Source organism: Bacteroides luhongzhouii, from assembly GCF_009193295.2.
GTDB classification, from domain to species: domain Bacteria; phylum Bacteroidota; class Bacteroidia; order Bacteroidales; family Bacteroidaceae; genus Bacteroides; species Bacteroides luhongzhouii.
In genome coordinates, this window is sequence record NZ_CP059973.1 from 5055434 (window position 1) to 5076565 (window position 21132).

The 21132-nt window shown below is 42.8% G+C and carries 19 protein-coding genes, 1 pseudogene and 1 riboswitch; of the genes and pseudogenes, 8 read left to right on the forward strand and 12 right to left on the reverse strand.

Annotated elements, in window-relative coordinates; all coding sequences use genetic code 11:
- Nucleotides 1–106: 106 nt before the first annotated feature.
- A riboswitch (cobalamin riboswitch) is annotated at nucleotides 107–307 on the forward strand.
- A gap of 183 nt (nucleotides 308–490) precedes the next feature.
- From GD631_RS19270 to GD631_RS19295, 6 genes are all read left to right on the forward strand, one after another.
- On the forward strand, nucleotides 491–2533 hold the full coding sequence (locus GD631_RS19270; protein WP_143259530.1) for a TonB-dependent receptor plug domain-containing protein: 2043 nt from the start codon (nucleotides 491–493) through the stop codon (nucleotides 2531–2533).
- Nucleotides 2534–2557: 24 nt separating this feature from the next.
- On the forward strand, nucleotides 2558–4531 hold the full coding sequence (locus GD631_RS19275; RefSeq protein WP_143259529.1) for a YncE family protein: 1974 nt from the start codon (nucleotides 2558–2560) through the stop codon (nucleotides 4529–4531).
- A 36-nt stretch (nucleotides 4532–4567) separates the two neighbouring features.
- Complete coding sequence (locus GD631_RS19280; RefSeq protein WP_143259528.1) at nucleotides 4568–5353, forward strand: DUF4465 domain-containing protein; 786 nt, start codon at nucleotides 4568–4570, stop codon at nucleotides 5351–5353.
- Nucleotides 5354–5587: 234 nt separating this feature from the next.
- Nucleotides 5588–6961 carry a tryptophanase TnaA gene (gene tnaA / locus GD631_RS19285; protein WP_143259527.1) on the forward strand — a complete coding sequence of 458 codons (1374 nt, stop codon included), beginning with the start codon at nucleotides 5588–5590 and terminating at the stop codon, nucleotides 6959–6961.
- Nucleotides 6962–7192: 231 nt separating this feature from the next.
- Nucleotides 7193–7495, forward strand: a complete 303-nt coding sequence (locus GD631_RS19290) for a GNAT family N-acetyltransferase (protein WP_143259526.1) — start codon at nucleotides 7193–7195, stop codon at nucleotides 7493–7495.
- An 8-nt stretch (nucleotides 7496–7503) separates the two neighbouring features.
- Complete coding sequence (locus GD631_RS19295) at nucleotides 7504–7728, forward strand: (4Fe-4S)-binding protein (protein ID WP_122135864.1); 225 nt, start codon at nucleotides 7504–7506, stop codon at nucleotides 7726–7728.
- Between the two features lie 74 nt (nucleotides 7729–7802).
- On the opposite strand, the gene GD631_RS19300 is transcribed toward GD631_RS19295, so the two are convergent.
- The 4 genes from GD631_RS19300 to mutY all read right to left on the reverse strand — a co-directional run bounded on the left by GD631_RS19300 (nucleotide 7803) and on the right by mutY (nucleotide 11593).
- Nucleotides 7803–8435 carry a 4'-phosphopantetheinyl transferase family protein gene (locus tag GD631_RS19300; protein WP_143259525.1) on the reverse strand — a complete coding sequence of 211 codons (633 nt, stop codon included), beginning with the start codon at nucleotides 8433–8435 and terminating at the stop codon, nucleotides 7803–7805.
- 43 nt (nucleotides 8436–8478) lie between these two features.
- A complete protein-coding gene (locus GD631_RS19305) occupies nucleotides 8479–9831 on the reverse strand; it encodes a gliding motility-associated protein GldE (RefSeq protein ID WP_143259524.1) in 1353 nt (450 codons plus the stop codon).
- 78 nt (nucleotides 9832–9909) lie between these two features.
- On the reverse strand, nucleotides 9910–10383 hold the full coding sequence (gene ssb, locus GD631_RS19310; RefSeq protein WP_143259523.1) for a single-stranded DNA-binding protein: 474 nt from the start codon (nucleotides 10381–10383) through the stop codon (nucleotides 9910–9912).
- A 163-nt stretch (nucleotides 10384–10546) separates the two neighbouring features.
- Nucleotides 10547–11593, reverse strand: coding sequence for an A/G-specific adenine glycosylase (mutY, locus tag GD631_RS19315; RefSeq protein ID WP_143259522.1), 1047 nt, complete (start codon nucleotides 11591–11593; stop codon nucleotides 10547–10549).
- A gap of 211 nt (nucleotides 11594–11804) precedes the next feature.
- On the opposite strand from mutY, the gene GD631_RS19320 reads away from it, so the two are divergent.
- Nucleotides 11805–12080 (forward strand): HU family DNA-binding protein, encoded by a 276-nt coding sequence (locus GD631_RS19320; RefSeq protein ID WP_004300646.1) that lies wholly within the window; start codon nucleotides 11805–11807, stop codon nucleotides 12078–12080.
- A 283-nt stretch (nucleotides 12081–12363) separates the two neighbouring features.
- Nucleotides 12364–13938 (forward strand): Rne/Rng family ribonuclease, encoded by a 1575-nt coding sequence (locus GD631_RS19325; protein ID WP_143259521.1) that lies wholly within the window; start codon nucleotides 12364–12366, stop codon nucleotides 13936–13938.
- Nucleotides 13939–13979: 41 nt separating this feature from the next.
- Here the strand turns inward: GD631_RS19325 and GD631_RS19330 are convergent, their stop codons facing one another.
- The 8 genes and pseudogenes from GD631_RS19330 to GD631_RS19360 all read right to left on the reverse strand — a co-directional run bounded on the left by GD631_RS19330 (nucleotide 13980) and on the right by GD631_RS19360 (nucleotide 21048).
- Nucleotides 13980–15536 carry an ATP-binding protein gene (locus tag GD631_RS19330; RefSeq protein ID WP_143259520.1) on the reverse strand — a complete coding sequence of 519 codons (1557 nt, stop codon included), beginning with the start codon at nucleotides 15534–15536 and terminating at the stop codon, nucleotides 13980–13982.
- A gap of 353 nt (nucleotides 15537–15889) precedes the next feature.
- Nucleotides 15890–16064 (reverse strand): annotated as a pseudogene (locus GD631_RS22230) (ATP-binding protein); the annotation flags it as partial.
- Nucleotides 16065–16140: 76 nt separating this feature from the next.
- Nucleotides 16141–17313, reverse strand: a complete 1173-nt coding sequence (locus GD631_RS19335; protein ID WP_143259519.1) for an iron-containing alcohol dehydrogenase — start codon at nucleotides 17311–17313, stop codon at nucleotides 16141–16143.
- Nucleotides 17306–18316, reverse strand: coding sequence for a lysylphosphatidylglycerol synthase transmembrane domain-containing protein (locus GD631_RS19340; protein ID WP_143259518.1), 1011 nt, complete (start codon nucleotides 18314–18316; stop codon nucleotides 17306–17308). Before GD631_RS19340 ends, GD631_RS19335 begins: the two co-directional genes overlap by 8 nt.
- A 63-nt stretch (nucleotides 18317–18379) precedes the next feature.
- Nucleotides 18380–19297 carry a phosphoinositol dihydroceramide synthase gene (locus tag GD631_RS19345; protein WP_143259708.1) on the reverse strand — a complete coding sequence of 306 codons (918 nt, stop codon included), beginning with the start codon at nucleotides 19295–19297 and terminating at the stop codon, nucleotides 18380–18382.
- Between the two features lie 44 nt (nucleotides 19298–19341).
- The gene (locus tag GD631_RS19350) at nucleotides 19342–19992 is read right to left on the reverse strand and encodes a CDP-alcohol phosphatidyltransferase family protein (RefSeq protein ID WP_143259517.1); all 651 of its coding nucleotides are present in this window, start codon (nucleotides 19990–19992) and stop codon (nucleotides 19342–19344) included.
- A gap of 94 nt (nucleotides 19993–20086) precedes the next feature.
- Nucleotides 20087–20554 carry a GtrA family protein gene (locus tag GD631_RS19355; protein WP_143259516.1) on the reverse strand — a complete coding sequence of 156 codons (468 nt, stop codon included), beginning with the start codon at nucleotides 20552–20554 and terminating at the stop codon, nucleotides 20087–20089.
- Nucleotides 20555–20568: 14 nt separating this feature from the next.
- Nucleotides 20569–21048 carry a phosphatidylglycerophosphatase A family protein gene (locus tag GD631_RS19360; RefSeq protein ID WP_143259515.1) on the reverse strand — a complete coding sequence of 160 codons (480 nt, stop codon included), beginning with the start codon at nucleotides 21046–21048 and terminating at the stop codon, nucleotides 20569–20571.
- Nucleotides 21049–21132: the final 84 nt, after the last annotated feature.

Genomic DNA, 21132 nt, shown 5'->3' on the forward strand with positions numbered 1-21132 from the left:
CGGAGTAGCTGAAAAAACGCAGCCTTGATCCTTTCTTTTTGGTTCTTTCTCTTTCGTATCAAGACGAAAGAAAAAGAACATCCCTTTGGAAAAAACAAATAAACTCCCTATCTTTGTCGCGCATTGGTTTGCGACTCCCATGCGGGGGAAGCAATTAAAAGGGAATCAGGTGCAAGTCCTGAACAGTCCCGCTGCTGTAAGTTCCATACAAGTTACAAGCAATTCACTCATTGCCACTGGAGACCAATCCGGGAAGGCGTTTGTAACAGGAATAAGTCAGAAGACCTACCATGCAAATAAGTTTCACTGCTTTCGAGGAAAAAGCGTTGAGTCTAATGAACCGGACAAGTCGTCTATCATTTCATTCATCACTCTGATTCAGAGAAAGTGTGTTAAAACGAATAAACTCTGCCAAGTTTATTTATGCGTGTCCGGTCGAAGGGATTTCGCCCGGACACTTATAAACAACAACAGACTGAAAAAGGAATAAATGAAAAAAAGAACATTTAATAAAGTGATCTTTGCAGTATTCAGCTGCCAATTCTTATCCATACCACTTTTTGCACAACAGCAAAAGGTAGATACGACACATACATATTCTATTCCCGAAATAACAGTATCAGACCTCTATCAAACCCGCGAAATACGCTCAACCGCTCCCCTGCAAGTATTCTCCAAAGACGCCCTGAAAAACCTGCACGCCCTGCAAGTCTCCGACGCGGTGAAACACTTTGCCGGAGTGACTGTAAAAGATTACGGAGGCATCGGCGGACTGAAAACAGTATCCATACGAAGCCTGGGAGCCCAACATACCGCTGTCGGCTATGACGGAATTACCCTGACCGATTGCCAAACAGGCCAAATTGATATAGGTCGCTTCTCGCTCGATAATGTTGACAGACTTTCTCTAAACAACGGACAAAGCGATAATATCTTCCAACCTGCCCGCTTCTTTGCAGCAGCAGGCATACTGAATATCCAGACACTTACCCCACTATTCACGAAGGACAAAAAGACCAACGTAGCAGGAGCTTTCAAAACAGGTTCTTGGGGATTAGTCAATCCCTCCCTCCTGCTGGAACAACAATTCAATAAAACATGGAGCATGTCAGTCAGTGGCGAATGGATGTCCTCTGACGGACATTATCCATATACCCTGCGCTATGGAAGTGCAGAAGGAGATCTGTCCTCACGTGAGAAACGGAAAAATACAGACGTACAGACGTTCCGTGCTGAAGCCGGACTCTACGGCAACTTCTCCGATAAAGAACAATGGCGGTTGAAAGCCTACTACTTCCAGTCCTCCCGGGGACTACCCAAAGCTACAACCTTCTATAACGACCATTCCACACAACACTTGTGGGATAAAAACACTTTCATACAAAGTCAATACAAGAAAGAATTCAGTCAGCAATGGGTGTTCCAAACCTCTGCCAAGTGGAATTGGAGCTATCAACGTTATCTGGACCCCGATACCAAGAACTCTTTAAAGAAAACGGAAAACAGCTATTATCAGCAGGAATATTACCTTTCCGCTTCTGTACTATACAGACTGTTGAGCAACCTCTCATTCTCTCTTTCCACCGACGGAAGCATCAACACCATGAACGCCGATCTAAACAACTTTGTACATCCCACGCGCTATTCATGGCTAACGGCATTCGCCGGCAAATACGTGAATGACTGGTTAACAATCTCCGCATCCGCATTGGCAACCGTTATCAATGAAGATGTAAAGAAAGGCGGCAGTGCCGGCAATCACCGTAAACTAACCCCTTACGTAAGTGCCGCATTCAAACCTTTTCATCATGAAGAATTCCGTGTACGCTTCTTCTATAAAGATATTTTCCGCCTGGCAAGTTTCAACGACTTATATTACGAAGAAGTAGGCAATACCCAACTAAAACCGGAAAAAGCCAAACAATACAACATCGGACTGACATACAGCAAGAATGTATGCCCATTCCTACCCTATTTGTCAGCAACCGTCGATGCTTATTATAATAAGGTTACAGATAAAATCATCGCTTATCCTACCAAGAACCTTGCCGTATGGAGCATGAAAAACCTGGGTGAAGTTGACATCAAAGGCATTGATGCTACAGGAAGTCTCTCCCTCCAACCCTGGGAAAAAATCCGCATCAACCTCTCGGGTAACTACACATACCAACGAGCATTAGACGTTACCCCACCCGATCCAAGCACGTATGAATCGACATACAAACATCAAATAGCTTACACTCCCCGCGTCTCCGCTTCGGGACAGGCAGGCGTCGAAACACCGTGGATCAATCTGTCTTATTCATTCCTTTTTTCCGGAAAACGCTATGCATTAGGACAAAACATTGCCGAAAACAGATTGGATAGCTATAGCGACCACAGCATTTCTGCAAGCCGTGATTTTCAGATCAGAAAAATCACGACCTCTCTCAGCGTGGAAGTATTGAACCTGATGGACAAGAATTACGAGATTGTGAAATACTTCCCAATGCCCGGACGATCCGTAAGGGCTACAATAAAAATAAGATATTAACTATTATAAAGGTAAGATATTGACGTGAAAAGGAAACTAATATATATATTCTCGTGCTGGCTGTCATTCATAATCTTATTTGTGGCATGTGATGATATGGAGGACAAGCCCTTCACATCAGGCATTATAGGCGATCCGACAGAAACGGGTACCGCCGAATTATATGTATTATGCGAAGGACTGTTCAATCAGAACAATAGCTCGCTGGCACGTTTTTCTTTCGGCAACCAGCAAATGGTTCGTGACTATTTCAAAGCAGTCAACCGCCGGGGATTAGGAGATACAGCCAACGATATGGCTATTTATGGAAGCAAGATATATGTGATAGTCAATATCTCCAGTACGATAGAAGTGATAGACTTTCGTACGGGAAGCTCATTGAAACAGATTCAGATGTTGGCAGAAAACGGAAGTTCCCGGCAGCCACGCTACATCGCTTTTCACAAAGAAAAGGCATACGTATGTTCATACGATGGAACCGTTGCACGTATAGACACCACCTCCCTATCCATAGAAGCTATCACATCAGTGGGACGCAACCCCGACGGTATTTGTGTACAAAACGAAAAGTTATATATTTCCAATTCCGGCGGGTTGGACTATTCATCAGGACTGGGTGTAGACAACACGGTATCTGTTGTCGATATTGCCACATTTAAAGAAAGTAGCAAACTAACAGTAGGCCCGAATCCCGGTAAAATAGCAGCAGGTCCGGACGAAACCGTTTATGTAGCCACCCGTGGCGAAGATGTAGAAGCCGGCGATTATAACTTCGTCAAGATAGATTGCCGGACAAACAAGGTTACTCAATCTAACGAGAAAGTGCAAAACTTCGCCATCGACGGAGACATAGCCTACCTATACAATTACAACTATACCACACAGACTTCTTCTATCAAGATGTTCAATCTGAAAACAGAAGAAACAATCCGTGAGAATTTCATAACCGATGGAACTGTAATAAAGACACCTTACGGTATCAACATCAACCCTTACAGCAACAATGTATATATCACCGAAGCCCGTGATTACACCACTTACGGTGACCTACTTTGTTTCAACCAACAAGGACAACTCCTGTTCCGTCTGAACAACATCGGACTTAACCCGAATACAATCGCATTCAGTGACAAAGCCTCACAAAGCGATATTGATGACAACGATGATGAGAAAGAAAACCCTCTGGCTTTCGCCAATAAAGTATGGGAATATCGCCCAGCTCCCGGACAGTTTATCAACACTACCACTTCAGCATATAAGGAGGGCTTTACTTATGATGATATACTAGAAGAAGCAACCCGCAGAATCCAGCAAAAATCACTCCTTACATTGGGAGGATTCGGCGGTTACATTGTTTTAGGGTTCCCACAATCCATTCCGAATGTAACAGGAGAATATGACTTCAAGATAAAAGGCAATGCTTACTATAACTCCAAAACCGGAACAGGAGCATTGGGCGGAAGTGCCGAACCGGGGATCGTATTTGTATCCAAAGATGTAAATGGTAATGGAAAGCCTGATGATGAGTGGTATGAATTGAAAGGAAGCGAATACGGGAAAGACACAGAAACACGCGGATATGAAATAACCTATCACCGTCCGAATCCTGCCAACCTAAAAGTTTTTTGGAAAGACAATCAAGGCAACGAAGGATATATCTTCCGTAACAGCTTCCATAACCAGGAATCATATTATCCACTTTGGATAGAAAGTGATGAAATCACATTTCAGGGAACACGTCTAAAAGATAATGCCGTTTTGGAGAATGGATTATGGGTAGGATATTGCTATCCGTGGGGATATGCAGACAACCATCCTAACAGCAAGGAAGGAAGTAATTTCAAGATAGATTGGGCTGTGGATAGCAATGGCAGTCCGGCAGACTTGGATCAAATCGACTTCGTGAAGATTATGACCGCAGTCAATCAGGATGCAGGACAAATGGGTGAAATATCAACCGAAGTCACAACGATCGAGAACTTACATTTCAAGAAATAATCAATAATTAATTAATAACTAAAATCAGAAAAGAACATGAAGAAATTATCTTTATTATTACTGTTATCAGTATTTGTATTTTGTGGCTGTAGCGATGATGACGATACAAAAACATACGTGCTTAGCCTGCCCAATTACGAAACTCATACACTTGATATGGGCGATCAAGAAAATCCGGATGATTCATGGTCTGTTAGTAGCGACTGGGGGACAACTAACTACAAATATAATCTATTAACAGACGCTAGTGGAATCTTTGAATTTGACTGTGTATCTTCAACATACGGTTTCTATTCAGATAGTTTTGCATTTACAAATTGTACAGAAAAAGATTGCCCAGACTTCGCAACTTATGATTATCGCGCTATCACTAAAAAAGGAGTAATCAATAATACATACGTTATCGTGGGAGCTGCCGGATATAAAATTGGAGAAAATTCTGATAAAGAAGCCGCAATCCGTTTCAGAGACCACGACAACTCGAACAAATTGGAATCCTATAGAGTAAAAGGACTATATTTAACAAACTGTGTCTATGCTTACAATAGTATGAAGGAAGGTAGTTCTATATTCGAAGGAAAAGATAAATTTGGAAATACAGATTCTTTCAAAATCATCATCTATAATATGGATAAAACTCAAAGTGTAGAGTGCACTTTAGGTGAAGGAACCCAATTTGTAACTACATGGAAATGGGTAGACCTAACTTCATTAGGCGAAACTGAGGGATTGAAATTCAATATCAAGACTACCAAAGAAAACCAGTGGGGTGCAATGACCCCAACCTATTTCTGTCTTGACGGTATTACTATCGAAGACTAAATAACCAACTGTTTGCTTGATCGGGATTGACATCAATCGACCGCATAATTTTAAAGAGCCGGATATTTTTTTAAGAAATCCGGCTCTCTTTCTATCTACCCACTACATTTTGGTATATTACCAGCCCATAGAGAAGTAATTCCAATAACTTTCACTAACAAAAAGACACTATATATTTGCTAATCACACAAATTTTAGCTACATTCGTCGTTCAAAACTATTAAATCTACGACAATGGAATTACCTTTTGCTGAATCATGGAAAATAAAGATGGTAGAACCCATCCGGAAAAGCACACGTGAAGAACGCGAGCAATGGATTAAAGAAGCACATTATAATGTCTTTCAACTCAAGTCAGAACAAGTTTATATCGATCTCATCACCGATTCCGGAACCGGAGCGATGAGCGACCGTCAATGGGCGGGAATGATGCTAGGCGATGAAAGCTACGCCGGAGCAACCTCCTTCTTTAAGTTGAAAGAGATGATTACGAAACTGACAGGATTCGAATATATCATACCTACCCATCAAGGACGTGCCGCAGAAAACGTGCTTTTCTCTTATCTCGTGCATGAAGGAGACATTGTACCTGGCAACTCACACTTTGATACCACCAAAGGGCACATCGAAGGACGTCATGCCATCGCATTAGACTGTACCATCGACGCTGCCAAACAAACTCAACTGGAAATCCCGTTCAAAGGAAATGTAGACCCTGATAAATTGCAGAAAGCCCTGACAGAATATGCAGAACGAATTCCTTTTATCATCGTAACCATCACCAACAATACAGCCGGAGGACAACCTGTGTCCATGCAAAACCTGCATGAAGTACGTGCCATCGCTGACAAATACGGCAAACCTGTACTTTTCGACTCTGCACGCTTTGCCGAAAACGCCTATTTCATCAAGATGCGCGAAGAAGGTTATCAAGACAAAACCATCAAAGAAATCACACGGGAAATGTTCTCTCTAGCCGATGGTATGACAATGAGTGCCAAGAAAGATGGAATCGTCAATATGGGTGGATTTATTGCCACACGACGTGCAGACTGGTACGAAGGCGCAAAAGGTTTCTGCGTACAATACGAAGGCTATCTCACCTATGGAGGAATGAACGGACGAGATATGAACGCCCTTGCCATCGGCCTGGATGAAAACACCGAATTCGACAATCTCGAAACACGTATCAAACAAGTGGAATACCTGGCAAAGAAACTGGATGAATACGGAATTCCTTACCAACGACCGGCCGGAGGCCACGCCATCTTCATTGATGCGCCTAAAGTACTGTCACACGTTCCCAAAGAAGAATTCCCGGCACAGACGCTGACCATAGAACTTTATCTGGAAGCCGGCATCCGTGGATGCGAGATCGGTTATATCCTTGCCGACCGCGATCCGGTGACCCATGAAAATCGTTTTAACGGTCTTGATTTACTCCGCCTCGCCATTCCCCGCAGAGTATATACAGACAATCATATGAACGTAATAGCTGCCGCTCTCAAAAACGTATATGAACGCAGAGAAAGCATAACCCATGGAGTGCGCATCGCTTGGGAAGCACCTTTAATGAGACATTTCACAGTTCAATTAGAAAGATTATAAACTTAGAAAAGTAATAATAAACATCAGTTGAGGAAGTGATTGTTCCGATCAACCAGTGAGCTAAATAAAATTATTATTGCACTAAATAAATTATCTCATTAAAAACAGAAAGGAATCGGAACAGTCGGTATGAACAGGCAATACTTTCTCCATTAACAAGAATAATTGTTCGCATAAAACAAAAGTGTTCCAAACGTGTTTATGTTATAATCGAACTTAATACGCTAAATTATGGCAGAAGATTATAAATTAATAGACAACGAAGATAAACATCGGTATGAATTTCAGATCGATGGTAAAATAGCCGAAATAGACTATATCAAATCAAACAATGGAGAAATATACCTTGTACATACGGAAGTACCCGCCTCATTAGGCGGCAAGGGAGTAGGCTCACAACTTGCAGAAAAAGTACTGACAGACATTGAACGACAAGGTTTACGCCTGGTACCGCTTTGCCCGTTTGTAGCCGGATATATTCACAAATATCCGGAATGGAAGCGAATTGTAATGCGTGGTATTCATATTAAATAAATACGGATATGGGAAAGAAAATAGAATACACCAATGGTGAACTAACCATTGTATGGCAGCCGGAATTATGCCAGCACGCCGGAATATGTGTAAAGATGTTACCCAATGTTTATCATCCTAAAGAAAGACCCTGGGTGCAAATAGAAAATGCGACAACGGAAGAATTAATTGCACAAATCAGTAAATGTCCGTCAGGAGCATTGAGCTACCGACTTAACAAAAAAGAGAAGTAAACCAACAGTAATAGAGGTCGTCCGAAAACCGTGGGTTCATAAAATAATGAGGACGTCCTAAAGTGAAGTGACATTCAACTCAATGTCCACGTCAATACAAAATCCGGACAGATACGATAACCGACAGAGTAAAGTACCTGCCGCTCCGTCGCCAACTCCTGAACCTGAAATGTTCCCTCCTCTTGAGGAATAAAATGCGTCAATCGGAGTTTACGAAGATCAGCGTCCGCGTTTTCCATCCGTTTAAAAACGGCTTCCTTTGCCGACCAATGCAATAACAGTCCCCAGGTCACGTCTCCCTGATAAGGTTCCGCTTGCTCATCAGAACGGATATACCGATCGGCTACCTTATGAACCCGTTGAGCATATTGCTCAATATCAATGCCCGCCGGAGTCAAAGAAGCAAGCATTACCGCCACATAACCTTTCGTATGAGAAATACTGATAAAAAAAGAATGGTCCGTCAGATAAGGTTTTCCTTCGGGAGAATAACCGATTTCCTTATCCTCCTGCAACATAGAATACAACAAAACACGAACGGACACCCATTCCATCTTACGGCGTTCGGAGACAAAGCGATTCAATTCCTGTTCACAGAAAACTCTGCGCGCATCCGGCAAGAGAGCCAACAGAACCTCCAAAGACTCCTCCATCTTCCAGACAGCCCACTGTATATCATCCGTCTTATATTGCAGAAATAACGCCATCTTACATTTGCTTGATTATGCTCTCAAAACTATTATTCCAAGATTATTCTTTCTCTTCCGAGCCTTCCATATCCTTCGGCAGAATTGTAAATTTCACTTTCAAGATACGACGACTGTCCATTTCGAGCACTTCAAACTCATAATGGTGATAAGTCACTTTCTCATGCAATGCCGGGAATTCTCCTTTAATTTCGAGCAACATACCCGCCAATGTATCCGCATCTCCTACCACCTTTTCAAACTCGTCTTCGTCTACTTTCGCAATCTTATAGAAATCCGTCAACTGCGTCTTCGCTTCAAATATCCAGGTATGGTCATTCAAGACAACGTATGTACGTTCTTCATCATCATATTCATCGTGAATCTCCCCCACAATCTCTTCGATAATATCCTCCATTGTCACCAGTCCGGAAGTTCCTCCAAACTCATCCACAACAATGGCAATATGAATCTTGTTCGCCTGGAAATCGCGCAACAGATCATCAATCATCTTTGTTTCCGGCACAAAATAAGCCGGACGGATCAATGACTGCCAACGGAAATTATCCCCCTTGCTGACATGAGGCAACAGGTCTTTAATATACAATACCCCCTTGATATTATCCCGCGAACCGGAATAGATAGGAATACGCGAATAAGCATTTTCAATGATACATTGCATCACCTCCTTGAAAGAGGTACGGATATCCAGATCAACCATATCCAGACGTGATGTCATCACCTCCTTCACAGTTTCACCGCCGAAACGGATAATACCCTCCAAGATATTATTCTCTTCAGAAAGCTCCGCTTTATCTGTCAGCTCCAATGCGTGCGACAGTTCATCGACAGAAATATTGTGGCTCTTCTTTACAAAATGCTTATTTAAAAAAATAGTTGAATGTACAAGCACAGTAGCTATCGGACGAAACAGCTTTTCCAGGAAGTAAATCCCCGGTGCCGAGAAACGGCAAAAAGCCAATGTCTTCTGTGCCGAATAGATTTTCGGCATGATTTCACCGAACAATAATAACAGAAAAGTCAGGATGACGGTCAGTATCAGGAACTCTGCCAACGGAGAATGAAAAACAAATACATTCATAAAGAAGAAGTTGCAGAGCATGATAATGGTCACATTCACAAAGTTGTTTGTAATCAATATCGTTGCCAGGAGGCGTTCTGAATCCCCTAACAGGGCACTTATTTTTTCATCGGAAGGATGATTATGTTCATCAATATCATTCCGGTCGGAAGGAGTAAGTGAGAAAAATGCTATTTCGGAAGCCGAAGCAAAGCCGGAAGCAAGCAGGAGTATACCTGCCAGTACTATGGCAATAATAGCAGAGATAGAAGGAGTGTTTACGGTAATACCGTTGAAAATGTCAGCCAATTGGCTTAAATAACCATCTGAGTCCAAAGAGTCTATATTTTAATTAAACAAAAGATAATGTGCCAAGAAGCTCGCGAAAACCGATTGGCACACTATCACATTATCCTAGAACGGCAAATCATCTGCCGGATTATCTTGTATAGGCTGTGCCTGCTGCGCCTGTTGCGGCTGACCGGCAACCGGTTGCTGCTGTTGCCCCATAGCCGGTTGTCCGGAAGCAGAAGCTCCCGCACCCGGATTGGCTCCTTTCGAAGACAGCATTTCCATATAGTCCACATAAATTTCGGTGATATAACGCATAGCACCAGACTGGTCACTGTAAGAACGGGTTCTTATCTTTCCTTCCAGATACAACCTTTCTCCTTTGCGTACATACTTATCCACAATTTCCGCCCAACGGTTGGATGCAACGATATTGTGCCATTCTGTTCTGTCGGGAATCTGGGTTCCATTAGCCAAAGTATATCCACGTTCCGTCGTAGCCAACGAAAATGTTGCCACAGCCGAACCTGCATCGAAATATTTCACCCGCGGATCTTGTCCTACGTATCCTAACAATATCACTTTATTTACTGACATACCTGTATCACGTTTATGATTCTTAAATCAAATCTGTCGCCAAAATTAAACAGAATAACAATAGGATGCAAGAATTTTAAGTATTAAGTATAAAATCAAGTATTAAGTTTACAAGTATTAGGCTGCGTCATGAACTGCATGGTTAATACTTAAAACCTAATACTCAATGCTTATCCATTGCTTGTAACAGGGTTTGCACCAATTTTGACACAGCGTATTGTTCCAGTTCTTCGACTTTTATTTTTTGGAAGCTACTGAAAGAAGTCAAATTTTCAGATAATGTTACTTCATATAGATTAGCATAAATAACCCGGTGAGACAACACATGCTTTACTTCTCTGCAAACCGTACGTACCACCGGTACTTCCCCCGGTGCAAAGAGTGCACGGAATTCCGGTAAAGTCAAAAAATCTTCTTCCGAAAGAGGCACCGGAGTTTCGATCAATGGCAGTTCGAACAGATTTTTCCAAATATCATTGCCCGTCCGTTTATTTATAAAGGTATACGCGCCCGCACGTACATAAATATAATTAAGGTAACGGTTCGTTGTCTTTGTTTTATGTTGCTTCACCGGAAGTTTTGTTACCCAGCCTTTCGAAAGTGCCGAGCAACTGCCCGCCAACGGACAGAACAAACAATCAGGCGACTGCGGAGTGCACTGAACCGCTCCGAAATCCATTATTCCCTGATTATAAACAGCCGGATGCTTCTTATCCAGCATCTCATCCGCCAATGCTGCAAAGATTTTTTTTCCTTCCGTCGAATCAATCGGAGTATCGATGCCAAAATAACGCGAAAGCACCCGGTACACATTACCGTCCACCACTGCATAAGGCATGCCATAAGCAAACGAACAGATCGCTGCCGCCGTATACTCCCCCACTCCTTTCAGAGCCAGCACCTCCGGATACGTTTTCGGGAAAACCCCATTCATGCTTTTGGCGGCGGCATGAAGATTGCGGGCACGTGAATAATATCCCAATCCCTGCCAGTATTTCATCACTTCATCTTCCTCCGCAGCCGCCAAAGTCCGCACATCGGGAAAACGTTTGATAAAACGAAGAAAATAATCATACCCCTGCGCCACCCGCGTCTGTTGAAGAATAATCTCCGAAATCCAGATCAGATACGGATCGGCAGATTCCCTCCAGGGCAGTTCACGTTTGTTCTCTTTATACCACTCTACAATTGTTTTAGTAAACTCGTTCATATCCTCGTTCCTAGTGTATTATCTAACATTTATCTTGCCTATCCTAGCCAAAAGGCACACAAAAGTAACTCTTTTGGTTCTAAGAAAACTCTATGCCACTATTTTTTTAGAAAAATGTGCAGAATATATTTTTTTAGGAGCTTAAAAAGCTATATATTTGCAGTCCAAAAAATTAGCAATAACATAGTAATAATATTTTTTTTAAGGAAAAATGACTAAAGCAGATATTGTAAACGAGATTACAAAGAAAACTGGGATTGATAAGCAGACAGTTCTTACAACAGTCGAGGCATTTATGGATGCAGTAAAGGATTCATTGTCTAACGATGAGAACGTATACTTGCGTGGATTTGGTAGTTTCGTAGTAAAGAAAAGAGCGCAAAAGACTGCTCGTAACATTTCTAAAAATACTACGATCATTATTCCGGAGCACAATATTCCGGCTTTCAAACCGGCTAAGACATTTACAATTTCAGTAAAGAAATAATAAACAAGAGTATTAACCCATAAAATGTGAAGCTATGCCAAGCGGAAAAAAGAAAAAAAGACATAAAATGTCTACGCACAAGCGTAAAAAAAGACTAAGAAAGAACAGACATAAAAGCAAAAAATAATTTTTAAGTCTGGATCACACAGAAATAAAGAACAAACTTGCGAAGCTAATGTCTTTCAAGTTTGTTCTTTGTTTAAGTAGCTAACCCAAAATGAACAATTTGTAAAAAATGTTGTTCATATAAATGAGATTCAATCAATAATAAGGAAACAAAACAGTGACAAGTGAACTAGTAGTTGACGTACAGCCCAAAGAGGTATCCATCGCCCTTCTCGAAGATAAGAGTCTGGTGGAACTTCAGAGCGAAGGAAGAAATATTTCTTTCTCTGTGGGCAATATGTATTTGGGACGTATCAAGAAATTGATGCCCGGACTGAATGCATGCTTTGTAGACGTCGGTTACGAGAAAGATGCTTTCCTTCATTATTTGGACTTGGGTCCTCAATTTAACTCACTCGAAAAGTTTGTAAAGCAGACTTTAAGCGACAAAAAGAAGCTGACCTCCATCAGCAAAGCAACCCTGCTTCCCGATCTTGACAAGGATGGAACCGTATCCAACACCCTCAAGGTAGGACAAGAAGTAGTGGTGCAAATCGTTAAGGAACCGATCTCCACTAAGGGACCGCGACTGACGTCGGAAATTTCGTTTGCCGGACGCTATCTCGTACTGATCCCTTTTAATGACAAGGTTTCTGTTTCACAAAAAATTAAATCGAGCGAAGAACGCGCCCGCCTGAAACAATTGCTGATGAGCATCAAGCCGAAAAACTTCGGTGTCATCGTCCGCACAGTAGCTGAGGGCAAACGCGTAGCCGAACTCGACGGAGAGCTTAGAGTCCTGGTTAAGCATTGGGAAGATGCGATGGTAAAAGTGCAGAAAGCCACCAAGTTTCCGACGTTGATTTATGAAGAGACCAGCCGCGCCGTAGGTTTGTTGCGCGACCTCTTCAACCCTTCTTTTGAGAATATCCACGTCAACGATGAGGCTGTGTACAATGAAATTAAAGACTATGTATCACTGATTGCGCCCGACCGGGCTAATATCGTGAAACTGTACAAAGGTCAACTTCCCATTTACGACAATTTCGGTATCACCAAGCAGATTAAATCATCGTTTGGTAAAACTATCTCTTACAAGAGTGGTGCCTATCTGATTATTGAGCACACTGAGGCGCTTCACGTAGTAGACGTGAACAGCGGTAACCGCACCAAGAATGCCAACGGGCAGGAAGGTAACGCACTCGAAGTAAATCTGGGAGCCGCCGACGAGCTGGCCCGCCAACTGAGATTAAGAGATATGGGTGGTATCATTGTCGTGGACTTCATCGACATGAATGAAGCCGAAAACCGTCAGAAGCTTTATGAACGAATGTGTGCCAATATGCAGAAAGACAGGGCACGGCATAATATTCTGCCGCTCAGCAAATTCGGGCTGATGCAGATTACACGCCAACGTGTACGTCCGGCAATGGACGTCAACACGACCGAAACCTGCCCTACTTGCTTCGGCAAAGGCACTATCAAGTCGTCCATTCTCTTTACGGACACTTTGGAGAGTAAAATTGATTACCTGGTCAATAAACTGAAGGTTAAGAAATTCTCGTTACACGTCCATCCGTATGTGGCCGCTTACATCAACCAGGGGCTCGTTTCCCTGAAACGGAAGTGGCAGATGAAATACGGATTCGGTATCAAGATTATTCCAAGTCAGAAACTCGCATTCCTGCAATATGTGTTCTATGATACACATGGAGAGGAAATCGATATGAAGGAAGAAATCGAAATCAAATAGACAGAAAAGGCGGCCCGTTCAAAACGAGCCGCCTTTTCTGTCTATTTTTCTTCAACTATCCATTTTTCAATATTGCGGGTCTCCGCACTGAAGTTCACTCCTATCTTAAAGAGCTTCCGTTCATCCATCTCGAAAGGAAGAGCGTAATGCTTATCGTTAATCTGCCGCAATGCTTCTTCTGCCGTGCCGTTCAGCTTAAATTCCATGATATAGATGAATTTGTCTGTCTGCAAGACAAGATCGATGCGTCCTTCACTCGTATGATATTCCACTTTGGCATAGAAGCCGACCAGTTTAAAAACGATGAAAAGCACGTTCTCGTAATGCAATTCCTGGTCGCGAATCACTTCGTAGGTGGTATCTGCAAAGAAACTTTGCAAACGGCGGAAGAAAGAGTTGTAATCGCCAGACTCCACTTCACGAACAAACTTCTGAATCTCAAACGGAGACTCTACTTTATTTACATTCGCATAATAAGGAAGCAGGAAACGGATAAATCCTTCTTCCACTTCACGATTGGGGAAGCCTAAACGATATATACCGAAACGTTCATCATATCCTTTAATGGTGAGGTAACCACTCTGATAAATCACCGGAATAGGGTTAGTCGATTCGGAGTCTATACTATTCAAGACTTGGGCATCGGTTTCTTCATGTGCCATCCGTTCCAGGTCATAATGATGTTTTTGCAGCAATTTCACCAGATAGGTAGGCGTACCCGTTTCAAACCAATAGCTGCCAAATTCTCTATACTTAAAAGCATTGAGCAAACTGAACGGATTGTACATGCCGATTGAGTTGTGCGTAAAGTGATAGCCGTCATAACATTCTTTCAATTCCGCACAGAGTTTATCATACGTCACCCCCCGAATATCAGCAAATTCATGAAGCTCGGCATCTAATGTATCATGAAGTTCCTGATCGCTGACACCACAGATCTCAACATAATCTTTCCGCATTGAAATATCATCCAAGTTGTTCAAGTCACTAAACACACTGACTTTACCAAACTTCGTCACTCCGGTCAGAAACGCAAACTTGATGCAACCGTCCATTGTTTTAAGCGCTCCATAAAAAGGCTTTAATGTATTCCGAAATTGCTTCTGCAATTCCTCATTACCGATGGCTTGCAACATGGGTTTATCATATTCATCGACAAGAATAACCACACGTTGCCCTGCCAACTTACAGGCGCGCTCTATAATACCAGCAAAACGCAAAGAAAGCGAACGTTCGGACGGCTCGGCACCATATAGTTTTTCCCATGCTGTCAACGATTTATCAAGTATATTATCCAGACTTTCAAGCGTATCATATTTCTCGATATTAAGGTCCAGATGCAATATAGGATATTTGATCCAGTCCTTCTCCAACTTTTCTACAGCCAGCCCTTCAAACAGTTCTTTCTTTCCCTGAAAGTAGGCCTCTAAGGTAGAGACGAGCAGACTCTTTCCAAAACGGCGCGGACGGCTCAAGAAGTAATAACTTCCCGTCTTTACCATTTGATACATCAATGCTGTCTTATCAATATAGAAATAACCGTCATTACGAATTTTCTCGAAATTCTGAATACCGATCGGATAAATTTTATGGCTCATATTCTCTTCTTTTATTAATCAATGCCTTTCTTGCAAAGATATATATTTTTAATAGAACTCTTTGTCATGGCAGGTTAAAAGATTCTTTTCAATAATTCATTCTGCACATTTCCCCGGAAACTTAGGGACGATAAAATAAGGGGATGGTGACTGCACAAAATTACGAAAAGCCCGGACTTTCGCAAGCTCGGGCTTTCTGTATCTTGGGGACGTCTCCTTTACCTATAGGGAAATGGGCGACTAGCAATTGATTCTAGTACAACAAAAAAAGACGCTCCAAAAGTAAAGATAAAAGGGATGCCAGTGGGAAATGTGGGGAGGCATCCCTTTCTGCATTAGAACCACTCTTATTACGCACCCAGAAACTCACGAAAGGAACAAGGACGCAATGCCATATATCGCACCCTCCCCCACTGGAAATGAGACACGTACACCTATCGGATTTTCTAATAACGAACCAGCAGCAATCACATAAATATCAGGTAATTCTTCATAGAAATAGCGTAATAACGCTACTGCCTTCGCTGAAATGGGGCACGTTTTTTGCAACATACGATTTTAGCTTTTGCATAATGGATAATATATAGTCATAACATCTGTTTCCTTATAATGCCAGACGGTAAATTTCTTTACTATCCTTTTTCGTTAATCTGACATAGTTGCCAACCAACTCTCCTTTATTCCGGTGCAGGCTATCTGCAAGACGGTCGATATCCGGATTTTCAATGCCGAGTTCCTTGAAAGTGACAGGCAGACCGATGGAAGTAAAGAAGGCCTTCAGGCGGGAAATACCTTCAAGGGCCACCGTCTTTTTATCAGCTGAATCTGCCACTCCCCATACGCGGATTGCATATTGGGCTATCTTATCTACATTATGTTCTGTCATCCATGTCATCCAGGCAGGGAAGATGACGGAAAGTCCCGCACCATGAGTTACATTGTAAATTGCGCTGATTTCATGTTCAAGGAAGTGAGAAGCCCAGTCTTCTTCACAGCCTACGCCACAGGTTCCGTTATGGGCAATCGTTCCGCACCACATCAGATTGGCACGGGCTCCATAGTTTTCGGGGTCTTTCATGACGGTGGTTGCCTCTTTGATGATGGCAAGCAGGGTGCCTTCGCACAGGCGGTCGCCTATTTCTACTTCTTTTGTATTGGTGAAATAGCGTTCCATGATGTGCGCCATCATATCGGCAACGCCGCAAGCGGTTTGGAAAGGAGGAAGTGTGTAGGTCAGTTCAGGGTTCATCACGGCGAAAACGGGCCGTAATACACCGGGAGCACGGAGACTTAATTTCTGTAATCCGTCGACTTTAGTGATTACAGTGTTACCGGAACCTTCGCTTCCGGCTGCAGGGATTGTCAATACAACAGCCACTTTCAGTGCTTCCGCAACAATGGCTTTTCCGATGTAGAAGTCCCAAAAATCTCCGGCATAAGGAACTCCGGCTGCAATGGCTTTCGCTGTATCGATTACGGAACCACCGCCCACGGCAAGCATCATATCTACATTTTCTTTCCGGCAAAGGTCGATTCCTTCGTACACTTTCGTATCTACCGGATTAGGCTGTACACCGCCCAGCCGGCAATAGGGAATGCCCACTTCCTGCAATGCTTTCTCTACACGAGCCAACAAGCCGCTACGTATTACAGAACCGCCACCATAAACAATCATGACTTTACGTGCACCGTATTTCTGCACTAATGCTCCGGTCTGCGCTTCCGTATCCCGACCGAACACAAATTCGGTAGGGCTGTAAAAGATAAAATTATTCATTATATTTTTCTTTTGATTGTTTAAAATTTCCTACTTTCATAAGCGCAAGACCGATTACAATCCAGACCATCTCGCGTACCCGGGTAATCAAAGCGGCATAGACTCCATAAGCTCCGGAAAGGGAAAGACCGCCTACGGCGAGGGCAAAACCTCCTTCACGACCTCCCAATTGCATGGGTAGGAAGAACAGAAGATTGGCAAGCAAAGAAGAGAAAGCTGCAATCAGGCAGCAGTCGGCAAAGCTGACATTGGTGGTTAGTATGTTCAGTATCAGCCATATTTCAAGACAGCTGACTACGCGGGCGGTATATTCCAATAAGAGAGCACCATAAAAGGTTTGTTTCTTTTGTTGGTGAAGAAGAGCGATTTGTTTGTCTATATTTTCCAACTTCTCTTTATGCACGCTTGCAAAGCGGAGGACTTTCTTTTTCAGAAAAGGGACGCGACTACCCATACGGACAAAAGCCACAGCCATCCCATGCCGGTAGCCTTTTATAAAAAGAGTAGCAATCAGCAGACAAAAGACAGTAATGGCCCCCAGAATTACTCCCATCACCCACCCCACCGGATACAGACAAACGTAAAGTAACACTGAACTTAACCAAAAACAAAAGTGGGAAAAGATATGCATCATCACATAAAGAATCACGGAAGAAGTGGCGCGTTCTATTCCTATATAGGGCTTCAGTTCCATGATGCGGTATGGCTCGCCACCCATCAGTCCGACGGGAGTCACGTAATTAAGCGCAAAACCTGTTACCGTGAATTTGTAGAGCCGGGCAAATGAAAAACCGGTTTTACCACTACTGCGGATGATTATATACCACGATACTGTATTGATAAGGTAGACAAATAGCCACAGCAACAAAATCAAAGGCAAATATACCCCTGCACGCTTCAGATTCGCCCAAAGCTCCTGATAATCCATATCGAAAGTGAATATCATTATCAGGACGGCGATAATACCAAAGGCGAGGAATATATTCCGGTACTTGTTCTTCACTATTTTATACGACTTATATCTATTCTTATATAGGTATATATCTACTTTTATATGAGTATATGCTTACTTTATATACGCATAATATCTTTCGAAGAATCTTTTGAACGCCGGGATTCTCATCAATACATATTCGAATACCAGCCAGCCGATTAATGCGCAAGAGATACCAAGTAATACATCAATGATATAATGGTGGCATGAATAAATAGCTGTCCCCCAAATGCCGACCATAATAATGGAGAAAAGGGTAATCACATACCATCTGCATTTACCAATAATGGCATACACCAATGCAACTACCATATAGGCCGCGTGCAGTGAAGGCACTGCCGCAAATACATTGGCATTACGCCCGTAGATGGAATCGAAGATGGTCACTCCGAAGAATGCGTCAAAACGCCCCAATCCTGCAACATTGCCCGGTGTGTTCAATATCGGTTCGAAGCCATAGTTGATGGCATACCAGGGCGGAGCTGCCGGATGAATATAATAACCGGCAAAACCAATCAGATTGACGAACAAGAATACCAACGCAAAACGAAGGTAGGTTTTTCTTTCCTTCTTGAAATACAGACAAAGACCGAACAGGATAGGAACGGGAACCCAACAAAGGTAGAAGATTCCGGCAAAGACGTCCGCTATCGGCCAGTTGTGCGCAGCGAAATATTCGCAAGGAGTAACCAGAAGACCATTATCCAGTACTCCGAAAAGGGACTTTTCGAGATGATACAGTCCGGCCACGTCAATCGGGTTCACCTCGTAATTAGGGCAAATACGCATCCAGTCATACGAAATTCCAAAAATGGCGAAAGGCAGCAGGGCTACTGCCAGCTTACGAGTAGGCAATCCGGCAAAGAATAGGGCTAAATAGAGTACCGCCATTAACAGATGCTCAGAACGAAGCCCGATGAAGATACCTGTCAATAAAAGGAAAAGAGCCATAATGACTGCCACAGTCAGGGCTTCTCTCTTCGACGGCATTTGAATGTTCTTTATCATTATAACGTTTTGATTAGACGATTAATTTATTCTTTCATCGCTTTATAGCAATGTCTGACACGTGCAAAAGCCGTAATATTGGCAAACAGAGCAACAAAAGCCAGAGGGACAATCATAATCAGGATTGGTTCGAAAGCTGTGATATCTTTGAAAACGCCACAGAACAAAGCTCCGAGACTGGTCAGCACCACACGCTCCGGACGTTGCATGAATCCTACTTTACATTCGATCCCCAAGCCTTCGGCACGGGCACGTACGTAGCTTACCATCAGCGAGCCGATGAGTGCCACGAAAGCAATGAGTGCATAAAGGAAATAATCTTTCATTGACAAATAGTAACAGATGCCGAAGAAAGTCATCAATTCACTGTAACGGTCGAGTACCGAATCGTAAAGCGCACCGAACTTGGAACCCATATTGCCCAGGCGAGCCACACGTCCGTCCATCATATCGAACAATCCGGCAAACAGAATCACACCTCCTGCCCAGCCGATAATGGCCAAATCGTTTTGTCCGCCATAAATGCCGGCATACACAAACATACCTGCCGCTACTACATTCAGGATAAATCCGGTAGTGGTGATAAAGTTAGGAGTGATCCCTATTTTAATCATTCCGCGTATCAGGGGATTGATAATCTTATAAATCAGCTGTTGTAAATAATCTCTGTAATTCATCTGTTTAAATCTGTTTATATCTAAATCTTCTGTATTTTCAATCTGTATATATCTAATTCTTTCGTTTTTCCATCAGTCTTTTCAATCCGTTTTTTCAGTTTCTTTTTCCGAATAAACTTCTGATATCTATATTCCGGTAAACAAAAAAGCGCTGCATATTATAATTCCAAAACAGTGCAACGATGATTGCCACTACCACTTTAGGGATAATGAAAAAATCTCCGAAATACAGGCTAAGTGTGTCGCGTACCCAGGGAATCTTCGCTAATGATTCCGTCAGCGCATACGTTCCCCACGTATTGAGCCAAACGCTGCAAACCCATACAAGGATAAATTTTACGGCAACGTGCGTTTTCTTTCCTTTCGATTTAAAAGTCCATTTATAGTTGATAACGCAATTTACGATTCCTCCATAGATAGCTCCCGCCAAGGTGGCATATACATAGTAGACATCAAACAGCCTGACCAGAAGAATCGTAACGAGAAAGTCTGCAATAGTTGCCATTTGAGCAGAAAGCTGCGCCCTCAAGAACATGAAGATGCCACCTTTCTGGGAAATCATCCGTGCAACTTTTTTCAGCCAATCACCCATCTCGTTCCCACTAGCAAAATAAAACTATACACTCCCGCCAAAACATCGTCCATCATTACCCCTACTCCACCTTTCAGGCTTTCCATGCGGCGTATGCCCAACGGCTTGGCTATATCAAAGATACGGAACAGGGCAAAAGCCGCAATCACGTACCAAAACCATTTGTCATCATTGGGAACAGCCAACAACGGTATCCACACTCCCACCATCTCATCTACTACCACACGCGAAGGATCTTCTCCCCAATAAGTCTCCAACTTATCGGCAGCCCAAATGCCGGCGAATGTAAATACAATCACCAAAGCGGCAGTCAGCCATAATACCAAAGAGAAAGGAAGGAGAAAATAAAGTGCAATCCAAATGATAGAAGCAAGCAACGCCCCAGCCGTGCCGGGAGCAAAAGGAGAAAAACCGGAGCCAAAGCCCGTGCCTATAAAAACAGGTAGAAAGGGAGGACGCTTCATTTATTACTAATTACTAATTACAAACTACGAGTCGGTTGTGTCACGAGTCCCCAAAACAAATGGGGGATTTGTACAATAAAAAAG

Coding starts and splice junctions, on each gene's coding strand:
- GD631_RS19270 (WP_143259530.1), top strand. CDS start 491: ATGAAAAAAAGAACATTTAATAAAGTGATCTTTGCAGTATTCAGCTGC.
- GD631_RS19280 (WP_143259528.1), top strand. CDS start 4,568: ATGAAGAAATTATCTTTATTATTACTGTTATCAGTATTTGTATTTTGT.
- tnaA (WP_143259527.1), top strand. CDS start 5,588: ATGGAATTACCTTTTGCTGAATCATGGAAAATAAAGATGGTAGAACCC.
- GD631_RS19290 (WP_143259526.1), top strand. CDS start 7,193: ATGGCAGAAGATTATAAATTAATAGACAACGAAGATAAACATCGGTAT.
- GD631_RS19295 (WP_122135864.1), top strand. CDS start 7,504: ATGGGAAAGAAAATAGAATACACCAATGGTGAACTAACCATTGTATGG.
- GD631_RS19300 (WP_143259525.1), bottom strand. CDS start 8,435: ATGGCGTTATTTCTGCAATATAAGACGGATGATATACAGTGGGCTGTC.
- ssb (WP_143259523.1), bottom strand. CDS start 10,383: ATGTCAGTAAATAAAGTGATATTGTTAGGATACGTAGGACAAGATCCG.
- mutY (WP_143259522.1), bottom strand. CDS start 11,593: ATGAACGAGTTTACTAAAACAATTGTAGAGTGGTATAAAGAGAACAAA.
- GD631_RS19320 (WP_004300646.1), top strand. CDS start 11,805: ATGACTAAAGCAGATATTGTAAACGAGATTACAAAGAAAACTGGGATT.
- GD631_RS19330 (WP_143259520.1), bottom strand. CDS start 15,536: ATGAGCCATAAAATTTATCCGATCGGTATTCAGAATTTCGAGAAAATT.
- GD631_RS19335 (WP_143259519.1), bottom strand. CDS start 17,313: ATGAATAATTTTATCTTTTACAGCCCTACCGAATTTGTGTTCGGTCGG.
- GD631_RS19345 (WP_143259708.1), bottom strand. CDS start 19,297: ATGCCGTCGAAGAGAGAAGCCCTGACTGTGGCAGTCATTATGGCTCTT.
- GD631_RS19350 (WP_143259517.1), bottom strand. CDS start 19,992: ATGAATTACAGAGATTATTTACAACAGCTGATTTATAAGATTATCAAT.
- GD631_RS19355 (WP_143259516.1), bottom strand. CDS start 20,554: ATGATTTCCCAGAAAGGTGGCATCTTCATGTTCTTGAGGGCGCAGCTT.
- GD631_RS19360 (WP_143259515.1), bottom strand. CDS start 21,048: ATGAAGCGTCCTCCCTTTCTACCTGTTTTTATAGGCACGGGCTTTGGC.